Source organism: Sphingobacterium sp. B29, assembly GCF_001952815.1.
GTDB classification, from domain to species: Bacteria; Bacteroidota; Bacteroidia; order Sphingobacteriales; family Sphingobacteriaceae; genus Sphingobacterium; species Sphingobacterium siyangense.
On the sequence record NZ_CP019158.1, the window covers coordinates 1,440,903 to 1,462,237 of the forward strand.

The 21,335-nt window shown below is 38.3% G+C and carries 23 protein-coding genes and 5 tRNA genes; 25 read left to right on the top strand and 3 right to left on the bottom strand.

Translation table 11 applies throughout. From position 1 onward, the window contains the following. Positions 1–1,320, top strand: a complete 1,320-nt coding sequence (locus BV902_RS06005) for a sensor histidine kinase (protein WP_075991171.1) — start codon at positions 1–3, stop codon at positions 1,318–1,320. An 82-nt stretch (positions 1,321–1,402) separates the two neighbouring features. Beyond that, a complete protein-coding gene (locus tag BV902_RS27985; RefSeq protein WP_075991172.1) occupies positions 1,403–1,921 on the top strand; it encodes a hypothetical protein in 519 nt (172 codons plus the stop codon). Between the two features lie 195 nt (positions 1,922–2,116). Here BV902_RS27985 and BV902_RS06015 read toward each other — a convergent pair whose 3' ends face one another. Further along, complete coding sequence (locus BV902_RS06015) at positions 2,117–3,280, bottom strand: BamA/TamA family outer membrane protein (RefSeq protein WP_075991173.1); 1,164 nt, start codon at positions 3,278–3,280, stop codon at positions 2,117–2,119. Between the two features lie 328 nt (positions 3,281–3,608). On the opposite strand from BV902_RS06015, the gene BV902_RS06020 reads away from it, so the two are divergent. The 9 genes from BV902_RS06020 (at position 3,609) to BV902_RS06060 (ending at position 8,003) form a co-directional block, all read left to right on the top strand. After that, positions 3,609–3,681: transfer RNA gene (locus tag BV902_RS06020), tRNA-Thr, on the top strand. Positions 3,682–3,707: 26 nt separating this feature from the next. Beyond that, positions 3,708–3,788 (top strand) — tRNA-Tyr (locus BV902_RS06025). A gap of 50 nt (positions 3,789–3,838) precedes the next feature. After that, positions 3,839–3,911, top strand: a tRNA-Gly gene (locus BV902_RS06030). A gap of 95 nt (positions 3,912–4,006) precedes the next feature. Beyond that, positions 4,007–4,078, top strand: a tRNA-Thr gene (locus tag BV902_RS06035). A gap of 72 nt (positions 4,079–4,150) precedes the next feature. Beyond that, positions 4,151–5,335, top strand: coding sequence for an elongation factor Tu (gene tuf / locus BV902_RS06040; RefSeq protein WP_075991174.1), 1,185 nt, complete (start codon positions 4,151–4,153; stop codon positions 5,333–5,335). 163 nt (positions 5,336–5,498) lie between these two features. Beyond that, positions 5,499–5,569 (top strand) — tRNA-Trp (locus BV902_RS06045). Positions 5,570–5,592: 23 nt separating this feature from the next. After that, entirely contained in the window at positions 5,593–5,787 is a 195-nt protein-coding gene (gene secE, locus BV902_RS06050; protein WP_028072657.1) for a preprotein translocase subunit SecE, read from the top strand. 20 nt (positions 5,788–5,807) lie between these two features. Beyond that, on the top strand, positions 5,808–6,353 hold the full coding sequence (gene nusG, locus BV902_RS06055; protein WP_046672242.1) for a transcription termination/antitermination protein NusG: 546 nt from the start codon (positions 5,808–5,810) through the stop codon (positions 6,351–6,353). 69 nt (positions 6,354–6,422) lie between these two features. Beyond that, complete coding sequence (locus tag BV902_RS06060) at positions 6,423–8,003, top strand: S41 family peptidase (protein WP_075991175.1); 1,581 nt, start codon at positions 6,423–6,425, stop codon at positions 8,001–8,003. Positions 8,004–8,023: 20 nt separating this feature from the next. On the opposite strand, the gene BV902_RS06065 is transcribed toward BV902_RS06060, so the two are convergent. Next, positions 8,024–8,344 (bottom strand): helix-turn-helix domain-containing protein, encoded by a 321-nt coding sequence (locus tag BV902_RS06065; protein WP_075991176.1) that lies wholly within the window; start codon positions 8,342–8,344, stop codon positions 8,024–8,026. 161 nt (positions 8,345–8,505) lie between these two features. Between BV902_RS06065 and BV902_RS27235 the strand changes: the two genes are divergently transcribed. Beyond that, complete coding sequence (locus BV902_RS27235; protein WP_157625900.1) at positions 8,506–8,643, top strand: hypothetical protein; 138 nt, start codon at positions 8,506–8,508, stop codon at positions 8,641–8,643. On the opposite strand, the gene BV902_RS06070 is transcribed toward BV902_RS27235, so the two are convergent. Then, complete coding sequence (locus BV902_RS06070; protein WP_075991177.1) at positions 8,640–9,281, bottom strand: rhomboid family intramembrane serine protease; 642 nt, start codon at positions 9,279–9,281, stop codon at positions 8,640–8,642. The two genes, BV902_RS27235 and BV902_RS06070, sit on opposite strands and share 4 nt — an antisense overlap. 167 nt (positions 9,282–9,448) lie before the next feature. On the opposite strand from BV902_RS06070, the gene BV902_RS06075 reads away from it, so the two are divergent. The 13 genes from BV902_RS06075 (at position 9,449) to BV902_RS06125 (ending at position 21,012) form a co-directional block, all read left to right on the top strand. Next, on the top strand, positions 9,449–9,679 hold the full coding sequence (locus tag BV902_RS06075; RefSeq protein WP_075991178.1) for a hypothetical protein: 231 nt from the start codon (positions 9,449–9,451) through the stop codon (positions 9,677–9,679). 80 nt (positions 9,680–9,759) lie between these two features. After that, positions 9,760–9,990, top strand: coding sequence for a hypothetical protein (locus BV902_RS06080; protein ID WP_145329971.1), 231 nt, complete (start codon positions 9,760–9,762; stop codon positions 9,988–9,990). Between the two features lie 24 nt (positions 9,991–10,014). Continuing rightward, positions 10,015–11,079: a hypothetical protein gene (locus BV902_RS06085; protein WP_075991180.1), complete on the top strand. Its 1,065-nt coding sequence runs from the start codon at positions 10,015–10,017 to the stop codon at positions 11,077–11,079. Between the two features lie 4 nt (positions 11,080–11,083). Then, positions 11,084–11,524, top strand: a complete 441-nt coding sequence (locus tag BV902_RS06090; RefSeq protein ID WP_157625902.1) for a MauE/DoxX family redox-associated membrane protein — start codon at positions 11,084–11,086, stop codon at positions 11,522–11,524. After that, positions 11,499–12,209: a GLPGLI family protein gene (locus tag BV902_RS06095; protein ID WP_070566299.1), complete on the top strand. Its 711-nt coding sequence runs from the start codon at positions 11,499–11,501 to the stop codon at positions 12,207–12,209. Before BV902_RS06090 ends, BV902_RS06095 begins: the two co-directional genes overlap by 26 nt. An 8-nt stretch (positions 12,210–12,217) precedes the next feature. After that, positions 12,218–14,809, top strand: a complete 2,592-nt coding sequence (locus BV902_RS06100; protein WP_075991182.1) for a carboxypeptidase-like regulatory domain-containing protein — start codon at positions 12,218–12,220, stop codon at positions 14,807–14,809. Positions 14,810–14,889: 80 nt separating this feature from the next. Further along, positions 14,890–15,990: an HlyD family secretion protein gene (locus tag BV902_RS06105; protein ID WP_075991183.1), complete on the top strand. Its 1,101-nt coding sequence runs from the start codon at positions 14,890–14,892 to the stop codon at positions 15,988–15,990. A 36-nt stretch (positions 15,991–16,026) separates the two neighbouring features. Next, positions 16,027–18,189 (top strand): peptidase domain-containing ABC transporter, encoded by a 2,163-nt coding sequence (locus tag BV902_RS06110; protein WP_075991184.1) that lies wholly within the window; start codon positions 16,027–16,029, stop codon positions 18,187–18,189. 17 nt (positions 18,190–18,206) lie between these two features. Then, complete coding sequence (locus tag BV902_RS06115; RefSeq protein WP_157625904.1) at positions 18,207–19,553, top strand: TolC family protein; 1,347 nt, start codon at positions 18,207–18,209, stop codon at positions 19,551–19,553. Positions 19,554–19,560: 7 nt separating this feature from the next. Next, positions 19,561–19,893 carry a hypothetical protein gene (locus BV902_RS06120; RefSeq protein ID WP_070566309.1) on the top strand — a complete coding sequence of 111 codons (333 nt, stop codon included), beginning with the start codon at positions 19,561–19,563 and terminating at the stop codon, positions 19,891–19,893. 91 nt (positions 19,894–19,984) lie between these two features. Beyond that, positions 19,985–20,161, top strand: a complete 177-nt coding sequence (locus BV902_RS27240; protein ID WP_157625906.1) for a hypothetical protein — start codon at positions 19,985–19,987, stop codon at positions 20,159–20,161. Between the two features lie 12 nt (positions 20,162–20,173). Next, positions 20,174–20,338 (top strand): hypothetical protein, encoded by a 165-nt coding sequence (locus BV902_RS27245; protein ID WP_157625908.1) that lies wholly within the window; start codon positions 20,174–20,176, stop codon positions 20,336–20,338. An 80-nt stretch (positions 20,339–20,418) separates the two neighbouring features. After that, a complete protein-coding gene (locus BV902_RS06125) occupies positions 20,419–21,012 on the top strand; it encodes a CPBP family intramembrane glutamic endopeptidase (RefSeq protein WP_070566311.1) in 594 nt (197 codons plus the stop codon). Positions 21,013–21,335: the final 323 nt, after the last annotated feature.

Sequence of the window (21,335 nt, forward strand, 5' to 3'; positions counted from 1 at the left end):
ATGAGGCACGGAAAAATCTTAAATGCAATCAAGGTTATCTTACTGCTGGTAGCAGCACTTGTGAGCGCTTATTTGCTACTTAAAAGAGAATATGTACAGGCGGCTTTGATCTTTTGTATGATGCTATACCTGGGTTTTAACCTATATGCACAGTATAATTTTTTGGCCAGGCAGCTGATTGAATTTTCCGAAGCGGTCAAATACCGCGACTTTACCAGACGTTTCTTGGTGAAAAATACAAAGTCAGTGGAAGGGCAGCTTTTTATGGCCTTTAATCAAATCAATGAGACTTATAAGGAGATCAGCATCAAGCAGGAGATTCAGCACCAATACCTGGATCGTGTGATCAATATGCTGAATTCGGCGATTATCTTTTATGAGATGGATAGTGGTAAGGTCATGTGGGTAAATGAGGCTTTCAAACAGCTATTTCATTTGCCCCATCTCGGAAACATCGCAGGGCTGAAGAAAAAGAACAACGATCTTTATGAAAAAACCATGTTGCTTGAAAATGGACAGCAGCAGATGGAGTCCGTTCAGTCAAGTAAAGGAAAAATAAAATTATTGATTCAGAGCTCAAGCTTTGAGACACAGGACGCTTTGTTTCGCATTGTGGTGTACCAAAATATCAACGAAGCAATTGATGAGACTGAGACAAAGGCATGGCATAAATTATTACGTGTACTGACACATGAAATCATGAATTCCATCGCTCCGATCAGCTCACTTGCTGAAACCTTAAACGGTCGTTTGGACCATTTTAAAGGAGCTGAAGATATTGATGATCTAAAAACAGGTATTTCCACCATCAAACGTCGTAGCGAAGGACTTTTACATTTTGCGAAGAGTTATCGTATGATCAATAAAGTCGATCAGCCTCAGCTAGCGCCGATCCAAATTTCGCAGTTATTTGAGCATATCTATCAGCTGCTTGAACCAACCTTGATCCAGAAAAATATTGATGTCGATATTATTCTGAAAAATACACGGCTAATCTTATCTGCCGATGTCAATTTGATCGAGCAGGTTATTATCAACTTAATGTTGAATGCAATAGATGCGGTTAAAAATAGGGAAGAAGCCTATATTAGTTTATCTGCTCTTGAAGTAGACGGAAAGGTGCAGATTCGGATTGAAGATAACGGGGCAGGAATTCCTGCTGATCTTCAGGAGCAGATCTTTACACCATTTTTTACAACGAAGAAGACGGGTACAGGGGTCGGCCTTACCCTGAGCAAACAGATTATGCTTTTGCACAAGGGAACTATTTTCCTCAATAGTACAGAAGGCGAGGGGAGTGTTTTTGTGCTTCAGTTTTAGGAGGGCATTCCTGCAAACTAAAACCTAATGTTCCATGTGAAAAATCATAAAATTTAGCGATGTTTGCAGCGAAATGAACTACATGCTTAAGTATTGGCGACATTATTTTGTATCCCATAGTCGCCATGGGACCCATTCTCCTTTTGTTTATAAATTGGTAGACGAAGTAATTTATCAAAAGACATCCAAAGCGAGCGTTTCAGAATTACCACAAACTATTCAAAACGAGAGCAAGGTAGAACAGAAAAAGTATGCATTAATCGATCGATTATTAAGGACATTTGCTTACGACAATTTTAGCTACTGGGCCGATCATCCGCGCGAAAGTTATAGGAGTCTTTTGCACGACCAATGTGGACGTTATGCGTACCGACATATTTATTATATTGACCAGGACGATCTTGACCTGAATTTTTTGGAAAATATTGGGGATCGAGATCTATTAATTATAAACGAGCCCCATTTATCAGTGAAAAGGGAAGTCTATTGGAATAAGCTGAAGGAGGATGATCATAGTGTAGTTACGATAGATCTATACCGAATTGGGTTGGTTTACTTTAGAAAAGGACAGCGAAAAGAGAATTTTCTGATTCGATTTTAGCCTTCTGTTCCGATCTAGCCTTCTGTTCCGACCTCTTTTTGAATGTCGATGGTCAGTCATCTACAGCGTTCCGTTGGGCATCAACTATTTTAGCTGAAGTTGAGGGAATTGGAGAGGAGGGGAAAAAGGAAAAGGTGGATGTCATTAGGCAAGAATAAACAAGAGCATCCATGCCTATATGGATGCTCTTGTTTATTAAAAAGCTTCACTTAGGGACAGATAGAAACCCGACTGTCGTTTTTCTCCGGGTCTTTGTTCACCAAAAGAATAATCAAAGCGTATGCTGCTATTGTGTTCGAGACTAAAGAAGTAGCGTAAACCACCACCATAACTTGCGACATATCGACTGCTATTTTCCTTGGAAAAGGTCGATCCGAGTCCTGAAAATCCAACGATGCCAAAGCGTGGATGAAAGCGATAACGCAGTTCAGCCTGTGAGGCAAGATAATTCTTGTCCCGGTAACGTCCGAGGTAATAACCGCGCATCATCATGTCTCCACCGAGCTCACGGTAGTTGTAAAATGGGACGGTTTTTCCAAATGTGGAACGAAAGATTCCTTGCAGGGCCAGCGTGACTTGGTTGTGCAGGGGAATAAAGCCACGGAGATCTACATCGAGGTTTGCCCCCGTAAAATCAGTACTTGTCCATAACTTTGGAGCATAGGCCAGCCGCAATTTAGCATAATACCCCTTTGTTGTATAAGAAACGTTGTCCCTATTGTCAAACAATTGCGAAAGACCTATGAGTAGCTGTTGTCCGCCATGCTTTCCAATAAGATCGGAATGATTGAAAATGCGATCGGCACTGTCGCTACGAATGGTGAAGTTATCGTATTGAATGTTGATACCCGAATACAGGTTGTTGCTGATTTTTTTCTCGGCTTCGAGTTTGACGCGAAATAATTTTTGATCAATGCGTTCTTCATCGGCTTTCCAAGTGTCCATACCGACGCCATAATAGTTAAAGGGCCAATTACGGTAGCGTATTTCACTAATCAGATGGTAGTCGTTGTTTTTAGTCCAAAGATCGGTCTGTAGTTTGAAGTTGGACTGACTATTGGATGTAAAGGTTCCCATGACCGTGACGGTGGAGGTGCGGATTTTGGGATCAGATTTGTCCAGATAAAAATTATACGCGCTCGCCAGGCCGTATTCAACTCCCGTTTCCTGCGCATAACCAACGGCCGGTAAAATCATAAAACTACCGGAACGTGTCGAATCTCTTTCAGCGGAAAGAAATTTTTTACTCAATTTTTGAATAATATTTTGAGCTTTCAATTCGGCCGATCCCATTAAAAGTACCGTAAATAGTACGGAGTATCGGGTAAGTTTTGAAAGTGATTGCGGTAAAATTTGCATGCCCAAAGATAGTATATTAGCCAAATAACCAAAACAGGTAAATATGGAACCAAAAATTATTGTGCTGCATATCAGTATAATTGCCAAAAACTGTCTTTTTTTTTTTGACAAATATTTTTGTAAAGTGAGTTTTGTGTCTATCTTTGCATCAGCAAACAAGGGAACAACGGTTCAAAACAACAAAAGTTTGCTTAGTTCTTTAAATGAAAAAAAATAAAAAAATAAACTTGCAGAAATCAAAAGTAAATTCGATATTTGCACTCGCTGAAAAGGTAGAAATGCTTGGTCAGACGTTGATAGATTGTAAGTTTAAATAAAGATATTAGAAGCCTCTTTAGCTCAGCTGGTAGAGCAACTGACTTGTAATCAGTAGGTCATTGGTTCGATTCCGATAAGAGGCTCTAAATGTAACGAAAGTTACAGGTCTGGAGGGGTTCCAGAGCGGTCAAATGGGACGGACTGTAAATCCGTTGCTTCGGCTTCGAAGGTTCGAATCCTTCTCCCTCCACACTTTATTTTAATTAGGGTGTTAGATTTACTCTAGTTTCTAATTATTAAGCGGAAGTAGCTCAGTTGGTAGAGCGATAGCCTTCCAAGCTATAGGTCGCGAGTTCGAACCTCGTCTTCCGCTCAAATTTTTCAAGTATTAAATTTAGTCTCTATCTTCTTTGATAATAATGTATCTAAAGGTGGGGGCATTAATACGTAAATAAGGTTTTTTAGTAAGCCGAAGTAGCTCAGGGGTAGAGCACTTCCTTGGTAAGGAAGAGGTCGTGGGTTCAAATCCCATCTTTGGCTCGTACTTGTGTAAAAGTTAAGCAAGAGTATATAACAAATAGAAATAATTTATAATTACTAATTCGCATAAACATGGCAAAAGAGAAATTTGACCGTAGTAAACCACACTTAAACATTGGTACTATCGGTCACGTTGACCACGGTAAAACTACAACTACAGCTGCTATCACTAAAGTATTGGCTGATAAAGGTTTGTCAGAAGCTCGTTCATTTGATTCAATTGACTCTGCTCCTGAAGAAAAAGAGCGTGGTATCACAATCAATACTGCACACGTAGAATATTCTACAGCTAACCGTCACTATGCACACGTTGACTGTCCAGGTCACGCTGACTACGTTAAGAACATGGTAACTGGTGCTGCTCAAATGGACGGTGCTATCATCGTAGTTGCTGCGACTGATGGTCCTATGCCTCAAACTCGTGAGCACATCTTGTTGGCTCGCCAAGTAGGTGTTCCTGCGTTAGTAGTATTCATGAACAAAACTGACTTAGTTGATGACCCTGAGTTGTTAGACTTAGTTGAAATGGAAGTTCGTGAGTTATTATCATTCTACGAATTCCCTGGTGATGATATCCCTGTAATCAAAGGTTCTGCTTTAGGTGCATTGAACGGTGAGCCTGAGTGGGTTGAGAAAATCATGGAATTAATGGATGCTGTAGATAACTACATTCCAATTCCTCCACGTTTGACTGACTTACCTTTCTTGATGCCAGTAGAAGACGTATTCTCGATCACAGGTCGTGGTACAGTTGCTACAGGTCGTATCGAAAGAGGTGTAATCAACTCTGGTGATCCAGTTGAGATCTTAGGTATGGGTGCTGAGAACTTGAAATCTACAGTAACAGGTGTTGAGATGTTCCGTAAAATCTTAGATTACGGTGAGGCTGGTGATAACGTAGGTTTATTGTTACGTGGTATTGAGAAAACTGATATCAAACGTGGTATGGTTATCTGTAAACCAGGTTCAGTAACTCCTCACGATCATTTCAAAGCTGAGGTTTACGTATTGTCAAAAGCTGAAGGTGGTCGTCACACTCCATTCTTCAACAAATACCGTCCTCAATTCTATTTCCGTACAACTGACGTAACTGGAGAGATCTCTTTACCAGAAGGTACTGAAATGGTTATGCCAGGTGATAACGTTACAATCAGCGTGAAATTAATTTCTGCTATTGCGATGGAAAAAGGTCTACGTTTCGCTATCCGTGAGGGTGGTCGTACAGTAGGTGCTGGTCAGGTAACTGAAATTATCTAGTCTTTAATAAAGATTTAGAATCACATAGAATAAGCTAATCGACTGAGGTTGATTAGCTTATTTTTTCGATAAGCGATTTATCGGATTAGAATAAAAAAAAGTGAAAAAAGATTTGCAGAAAGTGGTTTAAAACACTATATTTGCATCACAAAATAAGAAATACACGGGCATAGTTTAAAGGTAGAACGAAGGTCTCCAAAACCTTTGGTCTGGGTTCGAGTCCTGGTGCCCGTGCTTATAAAAACAGATAAACTAAAATGGCAAAAGTACTTGATTTTTTTAAAGACTCTTATGTAGAGATCACTGAGAAAGTGACTTGGCCTACATGGTCTCAGTTACAAAGTTCAGCTGTTATTGTGCTTGTTGCGTCTCTTCTTATTGCATTGGTTGTCTTTGTAATGGATAAAGCTTCAAGCGTAGGGTTAGAATTCTTGTACGGTATTGCTTCTTAATTTTTCAATCGTATTTATTTATGGCAGATCAAGGTTTAAAGTGGTACGTAGTTCGTGCTGTAAGTGGTAAAGAAAAGAAAGTAAAGCAATATATTGATGCCGAAGTTAGCCGTTTAGGTATTGAGCACTTGATTCCTCAGGTGTTGATTCCAATGGAAAAATACTACTTGATGCGCGATGGTAAGAAAGTTGCTAAAGAACGTAACTACTATCCTGGTTATGTTTTATTAGAAGCAGCTCTTGACGGTGAGTTAGAGCACATCATCAAAAATATCAATAGTGTAATTGGTTTCTTGGGCGATAAAGCTGGTAACGCGGTTCCTTTGCGCCAAGCAGAAGTAAATCGTATCCTAGGTAAAGTGGATGAAATGGCCGAGCAAGGTGAAACCATTAACGTTCCTTACTATGTGGGTGAAACAGTGAAAGTCAACGACGGTCCTTTCAACGGATTTACCGGAGAAATCGAAGAAGTCCACGAAGATAAAAAGAAATTAATCGTGATGGTGAAAGTCTTCGGTCGTAAGACGCCACTTGAACTAAACTACATGCAAGTAGAAAAAGAGTAAGATTAGTAATTAACGATAGAGAAAAGCTTTTCATGAAAATTGGAAGGCTTTTTTTGTATCTTACTACAAATGAAAAGGCCAACTATTTATCTATTCGTATTGGTGTATGTGCTGACATTGCTGAGCTGTGCAAATGTCGAGAAGTACAATCGATTTATTGAAACTCCCCTGGCGGTGGAAGCTATGCAGCAAGACATCAACTATGTTGAGCATAACTTATGGAAAATGCATCCAGACTTGTTTCTATATGTGCGAGAAGATCAGTTAAAGGGTAAGTTCGACAGCCTTCGTAGGGCGATCCGCCAGCCATTATTGCCCAATCAGTTTCAGTTGGCATTAGCATCTGTACTGGCTCAAGTTCGGCAGGGGCATATGACGCTGAGTCCCCTTATTTCCAAATTTGACCCGAAAGGTAAGGATAAAGTCCGTTATCAAAAAAGTAAGGGTCCCTTTTCACAACTGGGATTTCATTGGCAGGAAAATACACTCTATCTCTCAAAAAATGGAACGTTAGATTCAAGTTTGGTAGCAGGCTCTAAAATTCTTTCTATTGAGGGGATACAACCACAAAATCTGTACACAAAATATCGTCCAACCTTTACGTCGGACGGCTATAATACGACATTTATCGATCAGGCTTTTGAGCGTTTATTACCGCGGTATTACCAATTGGAACTGGGGTATAAAGATTCTATTTCGGTTTTGTTTTCTCGCGCCGATAGTACATATCAGCGGACTGTGGTCAGAAGGTTTGACAGTGTCGATACAAAGGCTAAATCAGGGATAAGGGCCTCGGTTGTGAAAAAAGTGAGCCAACCTGATCAGAAGAAAAGTGATCAAAAAAAGCAGCGTAAAATCTTTGGGTATAATGCCAACCTAAAAAGAATGAGTAAACAGCTCTCTTTCCCTGTTAAAGGCGATAGTAGTGTTGCTTTATTGAAAGTGGTTGACTTTTCGTATGGACGTCCAAAAGAAGCCTATAGAAGGATTTTTGATCGGCTGGAGCTTAATTCGGTCCAATACCTGATCTTGGATCTTCGTGGCAATTTGGGTGGACGTTTGTCCGATGTCCGTGAACTATACAGTTACTTAGTGGAAGAGGATAAATTCCAATTTGTTCAGCCGGCAGTTATCACCTCAAAATTCAACTTGCCGTTTTATCAGGTAAAAGGATTGCCGGGCTGGTCTTATCCCATTTTATCACCATTTATTATTCCAAGTGCTGTAGTATCCTGGACAAAGAGCTTCTCCAAAGATGGGATAAATTATACCCACCTTACAGGGAGCAAAGTCGAGAAATCAAAAGGCAGTCGCTATCGCGGTGATTTATTTGTATTGATTGATGGCGGTACTTTTTCTGCTGCGAGTTTAATTGCTACAAATCTAAAAGTTGGGAAGCGGGCTGTGTTTGTGGGCGAGGAGACAGGTGGGGCAGCTAGTGGCACAGTTGCGGGAGTTCTTCCAGTGCTGAAACTTCCAAACTCCCATCTGCGTTGGCGTTTTGGCCTAATGGATGTCAAACCTTATTATCAAGTAAACGAAGCGGGGCGGGGTGTCATGCCGGATATTCCTGTCGTGCGGAGTGTTGATGATGTTATCAAGGGGAAAGATCCAGTATTGGATAAGGTGTTGAAGTCTATTAAAAAATAAGGAGAAGTGTAAGCGGGGGATTAGGCTTTACTTTGAGATCGTTTCCCTTGAAATAAGGCAATTATTTTCTTTAGAACAAGTTTGCTATAATGATAGATTAAGCCAAATATATTCTCTCCTGTTATATCGCTAGCCAAAGCAGGTGGTAAAAGTTCATAGATCGTGATACCAAAATAATCCGCTATTTTGTATACCTGCTCTACCTTTAGCTTCGTCTCATTGCGTTCGATTTTTGAATAGGCAGCCTGTGATATCTCCAAAACGAATGCAACAGCTTCCTGTGATATCCTGAGACTTTCTCTTTTCTGCCTAATAATTGTTCCGATTTCTTCTCTTGCCATTCTTTAAAAACCCAAATTATCGAATGGCCTAATTTAATAAATATAACTTGAAGTTGTGAAGTTTTTCGATGTTAAAACTTCTAGTTATAGTCTATAACCCTAGGTTGTGGTAGCTCAGCCTCTTTTCCATGAATTTTGATAAAAATAAATATTGAGATATCATGGAAAAGAAATTAAAAGAAATTAATGTTAGCGAGTTGGATGCAAATGAAGTGTTGGAGATTGAAGGAGGATCGGAGCGGGAGGGTGAGAAAAATACAAATTGGTTAGAATCCATATGGAATTATCTTAAACCTTAAAATGCGTCTTTCAATTCGATAGCATAGGGGCTCATAATTAGTGCTAATATGGAGCCAAGAACAAATGCGACCAAGTGTAAGGATCTATTTATTTTGGATATTTTGATGAGGGAAAGTAGTACTGATGTTAGTAAAGCATATATCCAATAGTGCGTTGAATTATGAATCCATGGAATGAATAAATGATTCATTTTTTGCAAAGGGAAAAATAGTCCAGAAAAACCGAATAGTCCAAAGGAAAGGCCAGATGAACCCACAGCGGTAAATGTGAAGTCTTTCTTTTTAAAAAGTGTTTGGATGAGATTTGGTAGGATTATAAGAAGGAGAAAAATAAATATAGTAAAGACGTAAGCAATAGTAATTCCGTGTGCTTGATTTAAGACAGCACACATATCATACCCTAATCCAAAAATTACAATACAATTAAACAAGAGGTGAATCCAGTTGCGATGAATCAAAGCCGAGGTAAGCAAAGTATGAATACGCTTACCTCTTGCTATTTCGTAGGGGTGCAGGATCAGTGCATGGAAAAACGATTTATTATAAAATCCAATGATGCTGCATACCAATATAATCGGTACGACAATATAGGAATAGGGGGATTCGGCGAAAGTTGGGAATATATCAAAGAATTTCATTAAACACTATTAATTTGCGTTGTAAGTTAATTAATAAATTTTAAAATACAACCTCAGGTTGTGGTGGATGTAATGGGTAATGCCCAAATTTGTATCGTTGATCAACAGAAGCAGTTGCCGAAAAAGCTTTAAAATAGAGTAGGATTCAATAAATAATTTCTAATTTTATGAAAACAGTGAAAAAAAATTCTCTTGCCTTATTGGCGGTAATATTTACTCTTGTAGGTATTTCTAAGATTGATTTGGTGAAAGCATCAAATGCAGGCGTGAAAGTATGTCCTGGTGATGGCAAAGGTTGCGTTCTTTGGGGTGCAATTGAAAAAGGCGACGGTAGTGGCTTTATTGAAATTGGAAAGGACGACGAATCTCAGGATACACCAGCTGAACCAGGAGCCTAACTCTATTTTATAACAAGTCTTGTAGCTAAGGGCTACAAGGCTGTATTTAATTTAAGCTATTTTTTATGAAAATTATTTTAGTGAAAACTATAAGCACATTATGTGTTATGGTATGTGTATTTTTGTCTATGCATTCCTATGCGGGTACAAACGAGAAAGACCATGCTTCTACCTCCAATGGTGTTAGAATCTGTCCAGGAAGTGGCTCTTCTTGTATTCTGTGGGGTTTGGTTTATAAAGGTTCTGATAATTCTCATGTTGAACCAATGCCAGATGAGGAATCCCAACCAACACCCTCAGACAATCAGTAAAATTTAAGTATATAAATTCATCTAATGAAAATCCAATTGTTAATACCAAGTTTAGTGTTGTTGATTTCCTGTGGTTTAAAATCACCAAGCAGCTTCAATGCACTAGAAAAGCGAAATATTGTTGTTTGTGATGCACTTCAAATTGAAGGGAAGACCATCTACGGTGATTTGCAAAATGATTTGGAGGCTGTACCTTATACTAAATCATTAAAACCTGCAGATTTCGGTGATAAACTGTATCAAATAGCAAGTTCCAGTGTGGAACGGTATTATCTCAAAGAGAGTAATCAACAAGTTCATTATTGGGATGCTGCTAATCTTGAACATCATACAATGGACGTATCTAAAAAGTATCCTTTTGGATTGGTTATAGGACAAGATGAACATAGTATATATTTCTATAATTCATCTACAAAAGGAAAAAGTTTTGGTACGTATAACTTAGTTTCTGAAAAATTGAATATTGTCAATTTTGATGGATATACTGTAATTAGTACAGCCAAGCTCAGCAAGAAACCAGATATTTTGCTATCCACAGGAGTAAAGGATGAAAGATTGGGTTTTTACCTTATTGATACCTTGCAACAAACTCAAACATTGATAAAAGCAATTGAGACTAAAGATCCCGTTAATGGAGACCCTGGTGTCTATGGTGGTAAATTTTATGTATTCCAAGATCGTATACTGTATGTGTTCGATAATCGATCAAGCTTTTATGAATTTGATCAAGACGGAAGATTTGTTCGTGAAATTACCACTATAGATACCTTTGATTTTAAGGGGAAGTCCAATAAGGCATACAATATACAGCTGGAAGGGTTGTATAAAGGTCTAGAAATCTTTGACAATATTTTGTATGTACGGACAAATATTATCAGCACTAAAAATAGTTATATACTTTATGATCGGTATGATCTCGTGGAAGGAAAATATAAAGATAGCTTTAAGCTCAATTTTGATTTTGATATCAGTCAATATTCTTATCCCATCTTCACCAATCATTTAACGGCTGATAAGTTTAGCTTAATATTTGGGGATAAATATAGGTCTGGTCGTTATGCCAAGATTACGTTATTTTTCAAAAAATAACTTTATGAAAAGATATCTTTTATATTTTATTGTATCGGTTATACAATTTGGGCTTTTTGTGTTACTCATGATTTCTGTATATCAAAAGATTAAAAATTTTGAAACTTTCATGGATACATTAGTTGGAACTAATTTGTTTTATGTAAATTCCGTGAAGTATTTTGCGATAGCTGTGATCGTTGCGGAGTTGATTGTTGCTTTCTTCTTATTGGCCTATCGAAAAATAGGATTTTATTTGACTATTCTTCTTTTTGCAGTTTATACCCTCTATATTATTATATTAGAATTATACTATTTTTATCCTTCCTGCGGCTGTGGTGGTATTATGGCGCAATTACCATTCAAGGAACATTTAACTCTTAATCTTATTTATATAATTTTGGCTGCGATTAGTATTCTATTCGTGAAAAAATCAACATATGAAAAAAATATTGTTATCGTTTAGTTTTTGTATATATGCGTTACTTTGTGTTGCGCAAAATCAATATAAGATTACCTATAAAGGAACATTGCTTTCCTCTTCTCTCAATGCGAGATTGGAGCAAGAAGTAAATGATCCAGTGTTTTTGCAAGGATATAAAGATTTGATTGAGGGTTTCGAAGTACAATATGCATTGTATGTTGATGTATCCAAGGGGAGATCAATCCTCTTGGAACAGAAAGAAATTGGATTGGATGGTCCTCCCCCATTCAAACATTTATTCTCTTTTTATGATCAGGCCGGTAACCTATATTTTGAAGATCTATTCCGCGGTAAGCAATTTAAGGTGCGAGACTCGCCGGCAGTATTACAATGGGATGTAAAACAGGAAATAATGAAAGTTGGCAATTTTAATTGCCGTAAAGCAGTCCTTAAGAATGATCCTTTCAATACCGTAGTATGGTTTTGTGAAGATTATCCGATTAGTTTTGGACCCTATATCGGAGCTAAACTTCCGGGTTTGGCAGTTTTGTTGGAGAATGATTACTATGTTATCAAAATCGATAAAATAACAAAAGAGGCATTTTCCAAGAATATCGAAAATCAAATGAATGCAGCTCAGAAAAAGACTGGTATTTCTTACGCCAAGTATAGAGAACAGGTAGCCCCTTTGCTAAAAAAGATGAAAACTGAAAATATTATTGATTAGGACAACAAATGAGGTTTTGGTCGGGTATTTTCTTCATTTTATTCTTCATTTTTTCTTGTTATTGTGCTTCAGCTCAGCTGCTTGATGGTCGTGTAGTTTCCCGAACCAGTGGAGATCCGATTTCAGGAGCAATAATTAGTCTCTATAGTGTACAGGATTCTGATCGTATGCTGCACTATATGACGACGGACGACAAAGGCAGATACCGTTTGCGTGAACATGGATTTCCGTTCATACTAAAGGTGAGATCTATGTCTTTTCAAACTTTTCGAACTAAAGTGAGTAAAGCATCTGATTTTCCTGCAGTGATCATGCTAAGCGATGAGTCTATTCGCATGGATGAAGTATTGGTAAATATGAACAAAGGCTTTGCGTCCTTTAATAATGATACGACGGTCTATAATCTTAAGGCTTTGAATCTTCAAGATAGAGACAATCTGAAAGAGATTTTATTACGGATTCCTGGATTCAAAGTCGATGAAAATTACAAAATCGTGCATGGTGGGAAAGAGATTAATAAAATTCTGATCAATGGTAAAGAAGTCTTCGAGTTTCAAAATAAAATAGCTTTGGAGAACATGGAATCTGGAATGTTAGATCACATAAGAGTGATTGCCAATTATCAGGATCCATTTCGTGTCAATCTTGGCAATGAGCATGAAGAGAAAGTGTTGGATCTAAAGGTGAAAGATAGTTTTACGAATATATTGAAAGGAAATGTGGAAGCATTTCTAGGCTATAAGAATAAGTATAAATTTAAACCCTTTCTCTTTTATTTTGGCGACAATCTTTCTTTGTTTTCGTTGACGAATATCAATAATGTCTTTGATAAGGACTGGTCGAGTGAGGATTATGCAGGCGCAATACGTTCTAACAATGTCGCTTCAAGTTATTATTCCTCTCAGAATAAGAAGGTATTTTATACGAAGGACATTACGCTAAATAATGAATCTAGCTTATTGAATGCGACAATGATTAAAAAGAACACGGAGCGATATTCATTACAAGCGGTTCTGAATTTAAATTATTTGAAGTCCATCCGACTCTCTGAAGAGAATTCCAGATTTTTAGGAAATAATCTTTATGAAAAAAATAGTACGGATAGTTTGCGCGCTAGAATGATCGGTACTATGTTGAATTTCCGATATAAATTGAGTGAAAGTAGTATTGCCAAAAATATCTTTTCCAGTTATCAAGACCGTTTGAAAGGAGAGGGAAGTTACGAATCAATATATCCTCAAACAAAGGAGCTTTTTAATCTCGGAGAGATGACGGAGCAGAGGAGCAATATTTTATCAAATCGTTTGACTTATGAGACCAAGATAAATAATGCCTTAGCCTGGAATATGGGCTGGGACTGGAAAAATGAGATTTCAAGAGATACTTGGCAACTTCAATATTTAGAGACAACGAAAGAGCAGACTAATCGGAATAAACAGAATATTAAATTTTCAAGCAATGAAAGTATATTGCATACTAATTTGAGACAGCTTTTGGGAAAAGTAAATACACTTGTCTATGAATTATCTTATAGTAATATACATAATAGCTTTATTCCTGATAATATTAACCAAGCCAAAACGCGATATATAGCTCGCACAGAAGCAAATTTTAATTTAAAACGCTTTAACCTTCGTAGTACAATAGCCTTGCAGCGTCAAAGAATCGAAGTATTTGATTCTATATCTACTTCTACTTTTTTATTGGCTAACATTAATTTGGATTACTTTTTGGATCGATTTAAGAAAAATCGTTTAATTTTTAATTGGGGAAGAACTACCCAAGCACCTGACGTCAAATCAGGGCTAAGCCAGCGCGTAATCTCTTATGATCAGACAATACTTGGAAACCATCAATTGCTGCATGATATTTATGCAATCAATACAGTAAAGCTCGGCTATTTATATGATTTTCCATTTAAAGGGCAATCTTTTAGAATAAATCTCTATAGACAGCACAGTGAAAAAGCGCTGGTACAATTTATTGATATGACTTTTCCGCTTTTAAGAAATTTGAAATTGGTTCAGGGTTATCGAAATGTAGGGCTAGATGTCTCTTATGCACAAAATCTTTTTAAAGATCAGTTTCCTATGAATGTTTCCTTGCTCTATAACTATCAGAACAACCGCTCTTATCAGTTTTCGGGTGCTGGAGAATCGCAGATTAAGCAGCGGAATCATGGTTATATGCTAAATCTAAATTCTTTTTCCTCAGGAGCGATCAACATTTCTATGACCCTCAAAAACGATTATACACGGTATGGTTATCAAGATGGACTTCTAACGGATCAGAACTCACTAATGATTTTGTTGGGGCCAAAATTTAATCATAAAAGGACGGAATGGAAGACAATGCTTAAATATAGCGTTATAAATAGTGTTGATCAACGGCGCGAGTTTATGGATATAGATCTTTCCTCGGTATATATCATTAGTAAAAAGCTAGAACTGATATTGACTTGTGAAAACATGTTGCAGAATTTAGGTTTTAAAAACAACGCTGTTTTGTCTGTTTTTAATAATCAAAATGGAATTGAAAATTTTCAATCTTTTAAGAATTTAGTTGGATATAGTGCGGTGGGTGTCAAGTACAGATTTTGATGAAAATTTAAAAATACAACCTCAGGTTGTGGTGGATTTAATCAACAATAGACAGTTTTGTATTGTTGATTAAAACCAAGATGAAAAGAACAAATATTATATACCTGCTGCTGATAGTGGCTATAATTATAGGGTTGATATTATTACCGTTTATCAAAGTGCCGATTTCAATTTCGGCACAGGGAATCGTCAGGCCTACGATGGAGAATACAAAGATGCTATCCTTGGTCAGTGGCCGTATTATTGACAACCGTATAGTAGGCAACAATCAGCAGGTAAAACAGGGGGATACACTACTAATCATTGTTTCCGAAGATCTGGAAAATAAATTGTCTCTAAATAAGGGTTTAACGGATGACTATGCGAGGCAAATCGCTGATCTAAAACTTATTCTTGATGGTAGGGCAAAAAGTCTGCAAAGTGGACAATATCAACTGGAATATCTGTCCATGGAACAACGTATGTCTGAAATACAGTCGCAGCTTACCTTAGCACGCCGTGAACTGGACCGACATAATCAGCTATTCAGCCAGGGGGTGGTTTCCCAAGCAGAACTTGATAAAACACAATACTCTTTTGAACAACTTGAACATCAGTTTTTGACGATACGGAAGCAGCAGATGGCGCAATGGAGCGCTAAGTTGGTCGAACTGAAACAGAAGGCACAGTCGCTGTCGTCCGAGAAAAAGTCTATCTTGATTGATGGTCAAAATTATATTGTTCGAGCGCCCATAACAGGTACAGTGGTTAATTTTAAAGGATATCAAAAAGGAGGACAGCTCGTGCAGGGACAGGATATTTTGGAAATTTCGCCAGAGGATCAGCTTATAGCTGAATGTATGGTGCCTGCCAAATCGATCGGCTATATCAAAAAGAATCAATCGGTCAAATTCCAGATGGACACGTATAATTATAACCAATGGGGATTTCTTTCGGGGACAGTGCATGATATTGACTACAATCTGGTAAACGATCAACAAAAAGGATCCTTTTTTAAGGTCAGGTGCCGTATGGATCAAAACTTTCTGAGCCTCCCCAATGGAAATAAGGCCTTTGTAGGAAAGGGAAATACATTTAATGCGCGGTTTTACCTCTTGGACCGTACGTTATGGCAGCTCCTGTTCGATCGGGCCGACAATCTGTTCAATCCAAATCTTGGCGCTAAAACGAGCGCATTATAAAAATTTCTTTATTAATCTGACAACAGTAAATTTGTAATGAAAAAATCTCCTGTTTGCATTAAGCAGCACGATATCCGTGACTGTGGGGCGGCCTGTCTGGCTTCTATTGCGGGCTATTATGGTACACATATTCCTATTGCCAAGATTAGACAATTCTGTCACACCGATACGCGTGGTACCAATGTGTTAGGTATGGTTCAAGGACTGCAACAAATGGGTTTTAATGCCAAAGGTGTCAAGGGCGCTATAGATGCCATTCCGCAGATACCTTTACCAGCAATTGCCCATGTTGTGCTCAAAGAGCAGCTCCAACACTATGTGGTAATCTATCAGGTGGAAAAGGATAAAATTACGGTGATGGATCCTGGTTTGGGAAAAGTAGAAAAATATACCTTTGAGGCCTTTCAGAAGATTTGGACTGGGGTGTTGATCTTAATGGAACCCAATGAATATTTTGAACAGAAAAATGAGAAGATCGATGTTTACAAGAGATTCTGGAATCTGATCCGGCCGCATCGCTCGGTGATCGTTCAGGCACTGGTGGGAGCTGCTGTGTATACGCTGCTGGGGCTTTCAACATCGTTTTACATTGAGAAAATTACCGATTATGTACTGGTCGATGGCAATGTGCGCTTATTGAACCTTCTTTCGATCGGTATGTTGGTCATTCTGATTTTTCAGTTGCTCATTGGTACATTGAAAAGTGTCATGGTCCTGCAGACGGGGCAAAGGATCGATAAATACCTGATTTTGGGTTACTATAAGCACTTGCTGAGCCTTCCGCAACGCTTCTTTGATACAATGAAAGTAGGCGAGATTATATCGCGGGTCAATGATGCAGTCAAAATTCGTGCTTTTATCAACGATGTAGCCATACAAGCGGTCGTTAATGTGTTGATCGTAGTCTTTTCCTTTGCGCTTATGTTTACCTACTTCTGGAAGCTGGCTTTGATCATGCTGCTTGTTATCCCTTTTTATCTTGGGGTCTATTGGCTTTCGAATAAACTGAACAAAAAAGTAGAGCGCCGGATGATGGAAGAAGGGGCCGAACTGGAATCTCATCTGGTCGAATCGCTCAATTCGGTCAAGACTATCAAGCAGTTTGGTATTGAAACTTATTTTAATAGTGGTACAGACAATCGGTTTTCGCATGTATTGAAAACCATTTATGCCTCGGTGATGAATGGCTTGTTTTCCAGTACCTCTGGCGAGTTATTGTCACGGTTATTTACCATTATCCTCTTATGGGTTGGCTCATACTATGTGATCGAACGTACGATCACACCGGGAGAACTACTCTCATTTTACGCCCTGATCGGTTATTTTACAGGTCCGGTGACGCAATTGATCGGCATGAACAAGACATTGCAAAATGCATTGATTGCAGCAGATCGCCTGTTTGAAATTATGGATCTGGAGCGCGAAGAATCAGAAGAAAAATTACAGCTTACTTCGGATCTGGTTGGGGATATTGTCTTTGATAATGTTCGTTTTTCTTACGGATCACGGGTAGAGGTATTCCGAAATTTTAGCTGCCGGATACAACAGAGCAAGATGACGGCTGTGATCGGAGAAAGTGGAAGCGGTAAGACTACGCTGGGAGCGCTTATTCAACAGCTGTATCCATTACAGGAGGGGAAGATTTCTATTGGGCAATACGATCTGAACTATATTTCGAAGAGCTCCCTTCGGGAACGCATTGCCATCGTGCCCCAACAGATCGATCTTTTTTCGGGTAATGTTGTCAGCAATATTGCTGTTGGTGAGGATATCCCCAATTTTCAGCGTCTCTTGCAGGTGGTCAATGAATTGGACATGATGTCTTTTATTGAAAAGTTGCCAGCCGGTTTTGAAACTCAGCTGGGTGAAAATGGATCCATGCTATCCGGTGGACAGCGGCAACGAATTGCCATTGCACGAGCATTATACCGCAATCCGGACATTCTGATTTTAGACGAAGCAACTTCAGCTTTGGATACTTCAACAGAACAGGTAATCCAGCGGGCATTCCGTCGCTTTAAAGATTCGGGTAAGACGATGATTGTGATTGCCCATCGGTTGAGTACGATTGCCGAGGCCGATACCATTATGGTGCTTAAAGATGGTGTACTTATCGAACAGGGCGAACATGAGGAATTATTAACCCAAGAGTCTGCTTATAGGGATATGTGGAAAAAGCAATCGATCGTGTTAAATTAACTGTTGTTTTTTATTCAATGATGAACAAATATCAAAGAAGCAGGATAAAGTGCTGTTTTATTTTTTTAGCGGTACTGTTATCTACGAATGTGCTGGCGCAGCGAGCCTGGACTTTACAGGATTGTATCGATTATGCGGTGGCTCATCATCTGCCGATCAAACAGCAGGACATCAAGGCTAAGATAAAAGTGCTGGATCAGGAAATGGCACTGCGGGAACGCTTGCCAAGTGTGAACGGCTATGCAAATGGTTATACGACTTTTGGATCATCGCAGGATGTGTTTGGTACGATTCGGCGCAATGACAACCTGAATAGCAACATGGGGATCAATGCGGAGCTGACCCTATACCAATATAACTATTTTCGAAACCAAGCCAAGAAAGCCGCTTCCGAGGCGGAACAGGAACGTATAGAAAAGGAGATATTGAAAAGGAATCTTACCGTTCAGCTGATGGAAGCCTATCTGCAGACTTTGCTGGTTCAGGCACTGTTGGTGTCCCAGGATTCGGCCATGCAGTTTTCACAGCAGTTATTGGATAAAGCACAGAAAAGTACGGCAGTAGGGGCAACAGCAGTGTCGGTAGTTGCCGAAGCAAAAGCCAATCTGGCACGGGAGAAACAGCAATACCAACAATATCACAAAGATAGACAACAGTCCTTGCTCAAACTAGCCCAGCTGATGAACTACCCGGACTATAATAACTTAAGCCTGGCTGTCCCAGTAGCGGAGAGTGATCTTCTGCAAGAGCATACTTTTTCGGATATATCGAACCTGCGGGAAGAAGCTTATTTGCATAATCCGGTATTTGCTAAGTTCCGAAGTCAAGCTGTTGGACTTGAGGTCGAGTCCAAGTTGGTTAAAGCAGCGTTATTTCCGACGGTAAAAGGATCCGCTGGTTTGGGGAGTACCTATTTCAATGCTTTTAAAGCGGACAATACGCGATCTTTTTTTGTACAGAGTAAAGACAACTTTGCCCAGCAGCTCGCTGTGACGGTTTCGGTGCCCATCTTCAACAAAGGAAAAACAAATCGTCAGTTGAAGCAGATCGACTTGAACCAGCAAAATATACAATTGGCGATTGATAATGAAAAGTTTGCTCAGCAGCAGATCTTAGATAAGCTATTGCTTGAATTGGATGAGAACAGAAAGCAATATGGTATTGCGGTAGAAGCGAGCACGGCAACAGCGCAATCTTTGGATTACACCTTGCGGAGTTTTGAAGCGGGCAAGGCATCGATCTATGATGTCAATACGAGTAAAAGTAATTTGATTAAAGCGGAGTCGGAAACGATCCGCAGCAAATATACTGTGGTGTTCAATCAGCTCATGCTGCGCTATCAGATTTATGGATCGATAAATTAAAATCATTATGAAGCTATTTCAATATATAGATCGGATTAATTTGTTGGACAAGTTGATCCGCCAAAGAAGGACGGGGACGCAGTCAGAACTAGCAGTCCGCCTCGGGCTTTCTGTGTCACGATTGGCCCGTATTATTGAATATCTTAGAGATATTGGTGCTCCAATTACTTTTGATAGATCGCTTAATACGTATTACTATGAAAAAGACTATTCAATCCAAATCAAGGTAGAGGTTCAGCAGGAAAATATTCATTTGCTGGATTTAAATCAGATGAGACAAGCAAATGCGGGTGATAATTTTATTTCAAATCATTTTCTGAATGCTTTTTTTGTGCATTGAGCAAAAGTAATTTAGTAGTGTTGATCAATAGAGCAGGAATCCGAAAAGGCTAACAATAGAGTAGGGACTAATTTTTTATAAATCAAAAAAAATGAATACATTAGATTTAAAAGGTTTCGGTGTTCAGGAAATGGATGCGAAAGAAATGGAAGTAGTTGATGGGGGATGGTGGCAAGCTGCTTTGGGGACATTTTTATATAATGTCGTTGCTGATTGGAGACAAAACGTTGCTGCATTTGAAAGAGGAATAAATGGTGAAGCTTTATAAACTTGTAAATTTATGAACAAAATAGAACTAACAGAATTGACTAATTCTGAGATTATTGAAGTAAACGGTGGAGATGGTATGACAGAAGCTTTTTTTTGGGTTTTAGGTCGATTTTTTCAGGCTCAACAGAGAGATCTAGATGGATCCATTGGTGGCCCTACAGCAATTCATGGGTAATTTAGTGCTTTGAAAATAAAAACTATTTTACGTAAGAACCTAAGTACTTTACTACTTAGGTTCGTCCTAATTTTGATTTATTGAAACAAAAAATAAAACTTTTAATATTTGGTACTTTACAATCAAGTATTATATTGATTGTGTTTTTTCTATTGTTTGGCTTAGATATAGCCTCCAATACTATTACCATGTCTGATCAATTTAATATCTTTCTAATATGTATCTGTACAGCTTTTTTTGAAGAGATTGTCTTTCGGTATTATTTGATTCGCGGGTTGAGTAGATTTTTTAATAAGAAAAAATCAGTAATAATTTCCGCTGTGTTATTTGCTGCATGTCATCTAGGAAATTCTCATTTTACGACCACAGCATTTGCTTCCCATTTTCTAGGTGGTATAATTTATGCATATGCTTATATTCATACGAAATCTATATATTATCCTGTTGGATTACACTTCGGTTGGAATTATATTCAATGGTTATTTTCACTTCCAATGAGTGGAACAACAAAAAGTGGTTTATATAGTCTTATTTTGCCAACCAATGATTATTGGTTGGGAGGAAATTATGGGATAGAAGGAGGGTTTGCAAGTCTTCTGATTAGGAGTATCTTGTTTGGCGTTATCTTATTTACAGTTTCCAGATATGAAAGAAATGCACACGTGAATTATTAGGTTTCGGTTTTCTATTAATGTTAACATTTTATTTATATATGGGCCCAAAATAAGTAAAAAAGGGGAGAGTAGCATGATATTGAAATTATTAAAAAGTTGTGAATATAAGAATTATTCCATTGGATTGGGCTTTAAATTAAGATATTTAAATTATGTTGTTAGTAAAAAGTCATAACTTGATTATTATATTTGGCTATCGAATTTTTCTAATTTTGCTACTTATCCGTGCAATGGTTGCACATAATCAAAAAAATAAAGCCCGTATATAAATTAATACCACTAAATAATGATGAATCGCAGGCTATAAGAATAAACTATGGTAT

Excerpts from the sequence above, each read along its gene's own strand:
- secE (WP_028072657.1), top strand. The coding sequence starts at position 5,593 with ATGGCAAAAGTACTTGATTTTTTTAAAGACTCTTATGTAGAGATCACT.
- BV902_RS06100 (WP_075991182.1), top strand. The coding sequence starts at position 12,218 with ATGAGGTTTTGGTCGGGTATTTTCTTCATTTTATTCTTCATTTTTTCT.
- BV902_RS27985 (WP_075991172.1), top strand. The coding sequence starts at position 1,403 with ATGCTTAAGTATTGGCGACATTATTTTGTATCCCATAGTCGCCATGGG.
- BV902_RS06070 (WP_075991177.1), bottom strand. The coding sequence starts at position 9,281 with ATGAAATTCTTTGATATATTCCCAACTTTCGCCGAATCCCCCTATTCC.
- BV902_RS06120 (WP_070566309.1), top strand. The coding sequence starts at position 19,561 with ATGAAGCTATTTCAATATATAGATCGGATTAATTTGTTGGACAAGTTG.
- nusG (WP_046672242.1), top strand. The coding sequence starts at position 5,808 with ATGGCAGATCAAGGTTTAAAGTGGTACGTAGTTCGTGCTGTAAGTGGT.
- BV902_RS06115 (WP_157625904.1), top strand. The coding sequence starts at position 18,207 with ATGATGAACAAATATCAAAGAAGCAGGATAAAGTGCTGTTTTATTTTT.
- BV902_RS06105 (WP_075991183.1), top strand. The coding sequence starts at position 14,890 with ATGAAAAGAACAAATATTATATACCTGCTGCTGATAGTGGCTATAATT.
- BV902_RS06005 (WP_075991171.1), top strand. The coding sequence starts at position 1 with ATGAGGCACGGAAAAATCTTAAATGCAATCAAGGTTATCTTACTGCTG.
- BV902_RS06095 (WP_070566299.1), top strand. The coding sequence starts at position 11,499 with ATGAAAAAAATATTGTTATCGTTTAGTTTTTGTATATATGCGTTACTT.
- BV902_RS06065 (WP_075991176.1), bottom strand. The coding sequence starts at position 8,344 with ATGGCAAGAGAAGAAATCGGAACAATTATTAGGCAGAAAAGAGAAAGT.
- tuf (WP_075991174.1), top strand. The coding sequence starts at position 4,151 with ATGGCAAAAGAGAAATTTGACCGTAGTAAACCACACTTAAACATTGGT.
- BV902_RS06090 (WP_157625902.1), top strand. The coding sequence starts at position 11,084 with ATGAAAAGATATCTTTTATATTTTATTGTATCGGTTATACAATTTGGG.
- BV902_RS27235 (WP_157625900.1), top strand. The coding sequence starts at position 8,506 with ATGGAAAAGAAATTAAAAGAAATTAATGTTAGCGAGTTGGATGCAAAT.
- BV902_RS06060 (WP_075991175.1), top strand. The coding sequence starts at position 6,423 with ATGAAAAGGCCAACTATTTATCTATTCGTATTGGTGTATGTGCTGACA.
- BV902_RS27240 (WP_157625906.1), top strand. The coding sequence starts at position 19,985 with ATGAATACATTAGATTTAAAAGGTTTCGGTGTTCAGGAAATGGATGCG.
- BV902_RS06110 (WP_075991184.1), top strand. The coding sequence starts at position 16,027 with ATGAAAAAATCTCCTGTTTGCATTAAGCAGCACGATATCCGTGACTGT.
- BV902_RS06075 (WP_075991178.1), top strand. The coding sequence starts at position 9,449 with ATGAAAACAGTGAAAAAAAATTCTCTTGCCTTATTGGCGGTAATATTT.
- BV902_RS06085 (WP_075991180.1), top strand. The coding sequence starts at position 10,015 with ATGAAAATCCAATTGTTAATACCAAGTTTAGTGTTGTTGATTTCCTGT.
- BV902_RS06015 (WP_075991173.1), bottom strand. The coding sequence starts at position 3,280 with ATGCAAATTTTACCGCAATCACTTTCAAAACTTACCCGATACTCCGTA.
- BV902_RS27245 (WP_157625908.1), top strand. The coding sequence starts at position 20,174 with ATGAACAAAATAGAACTAACAGAATTGACTAATTCTGAGATTATTGAA.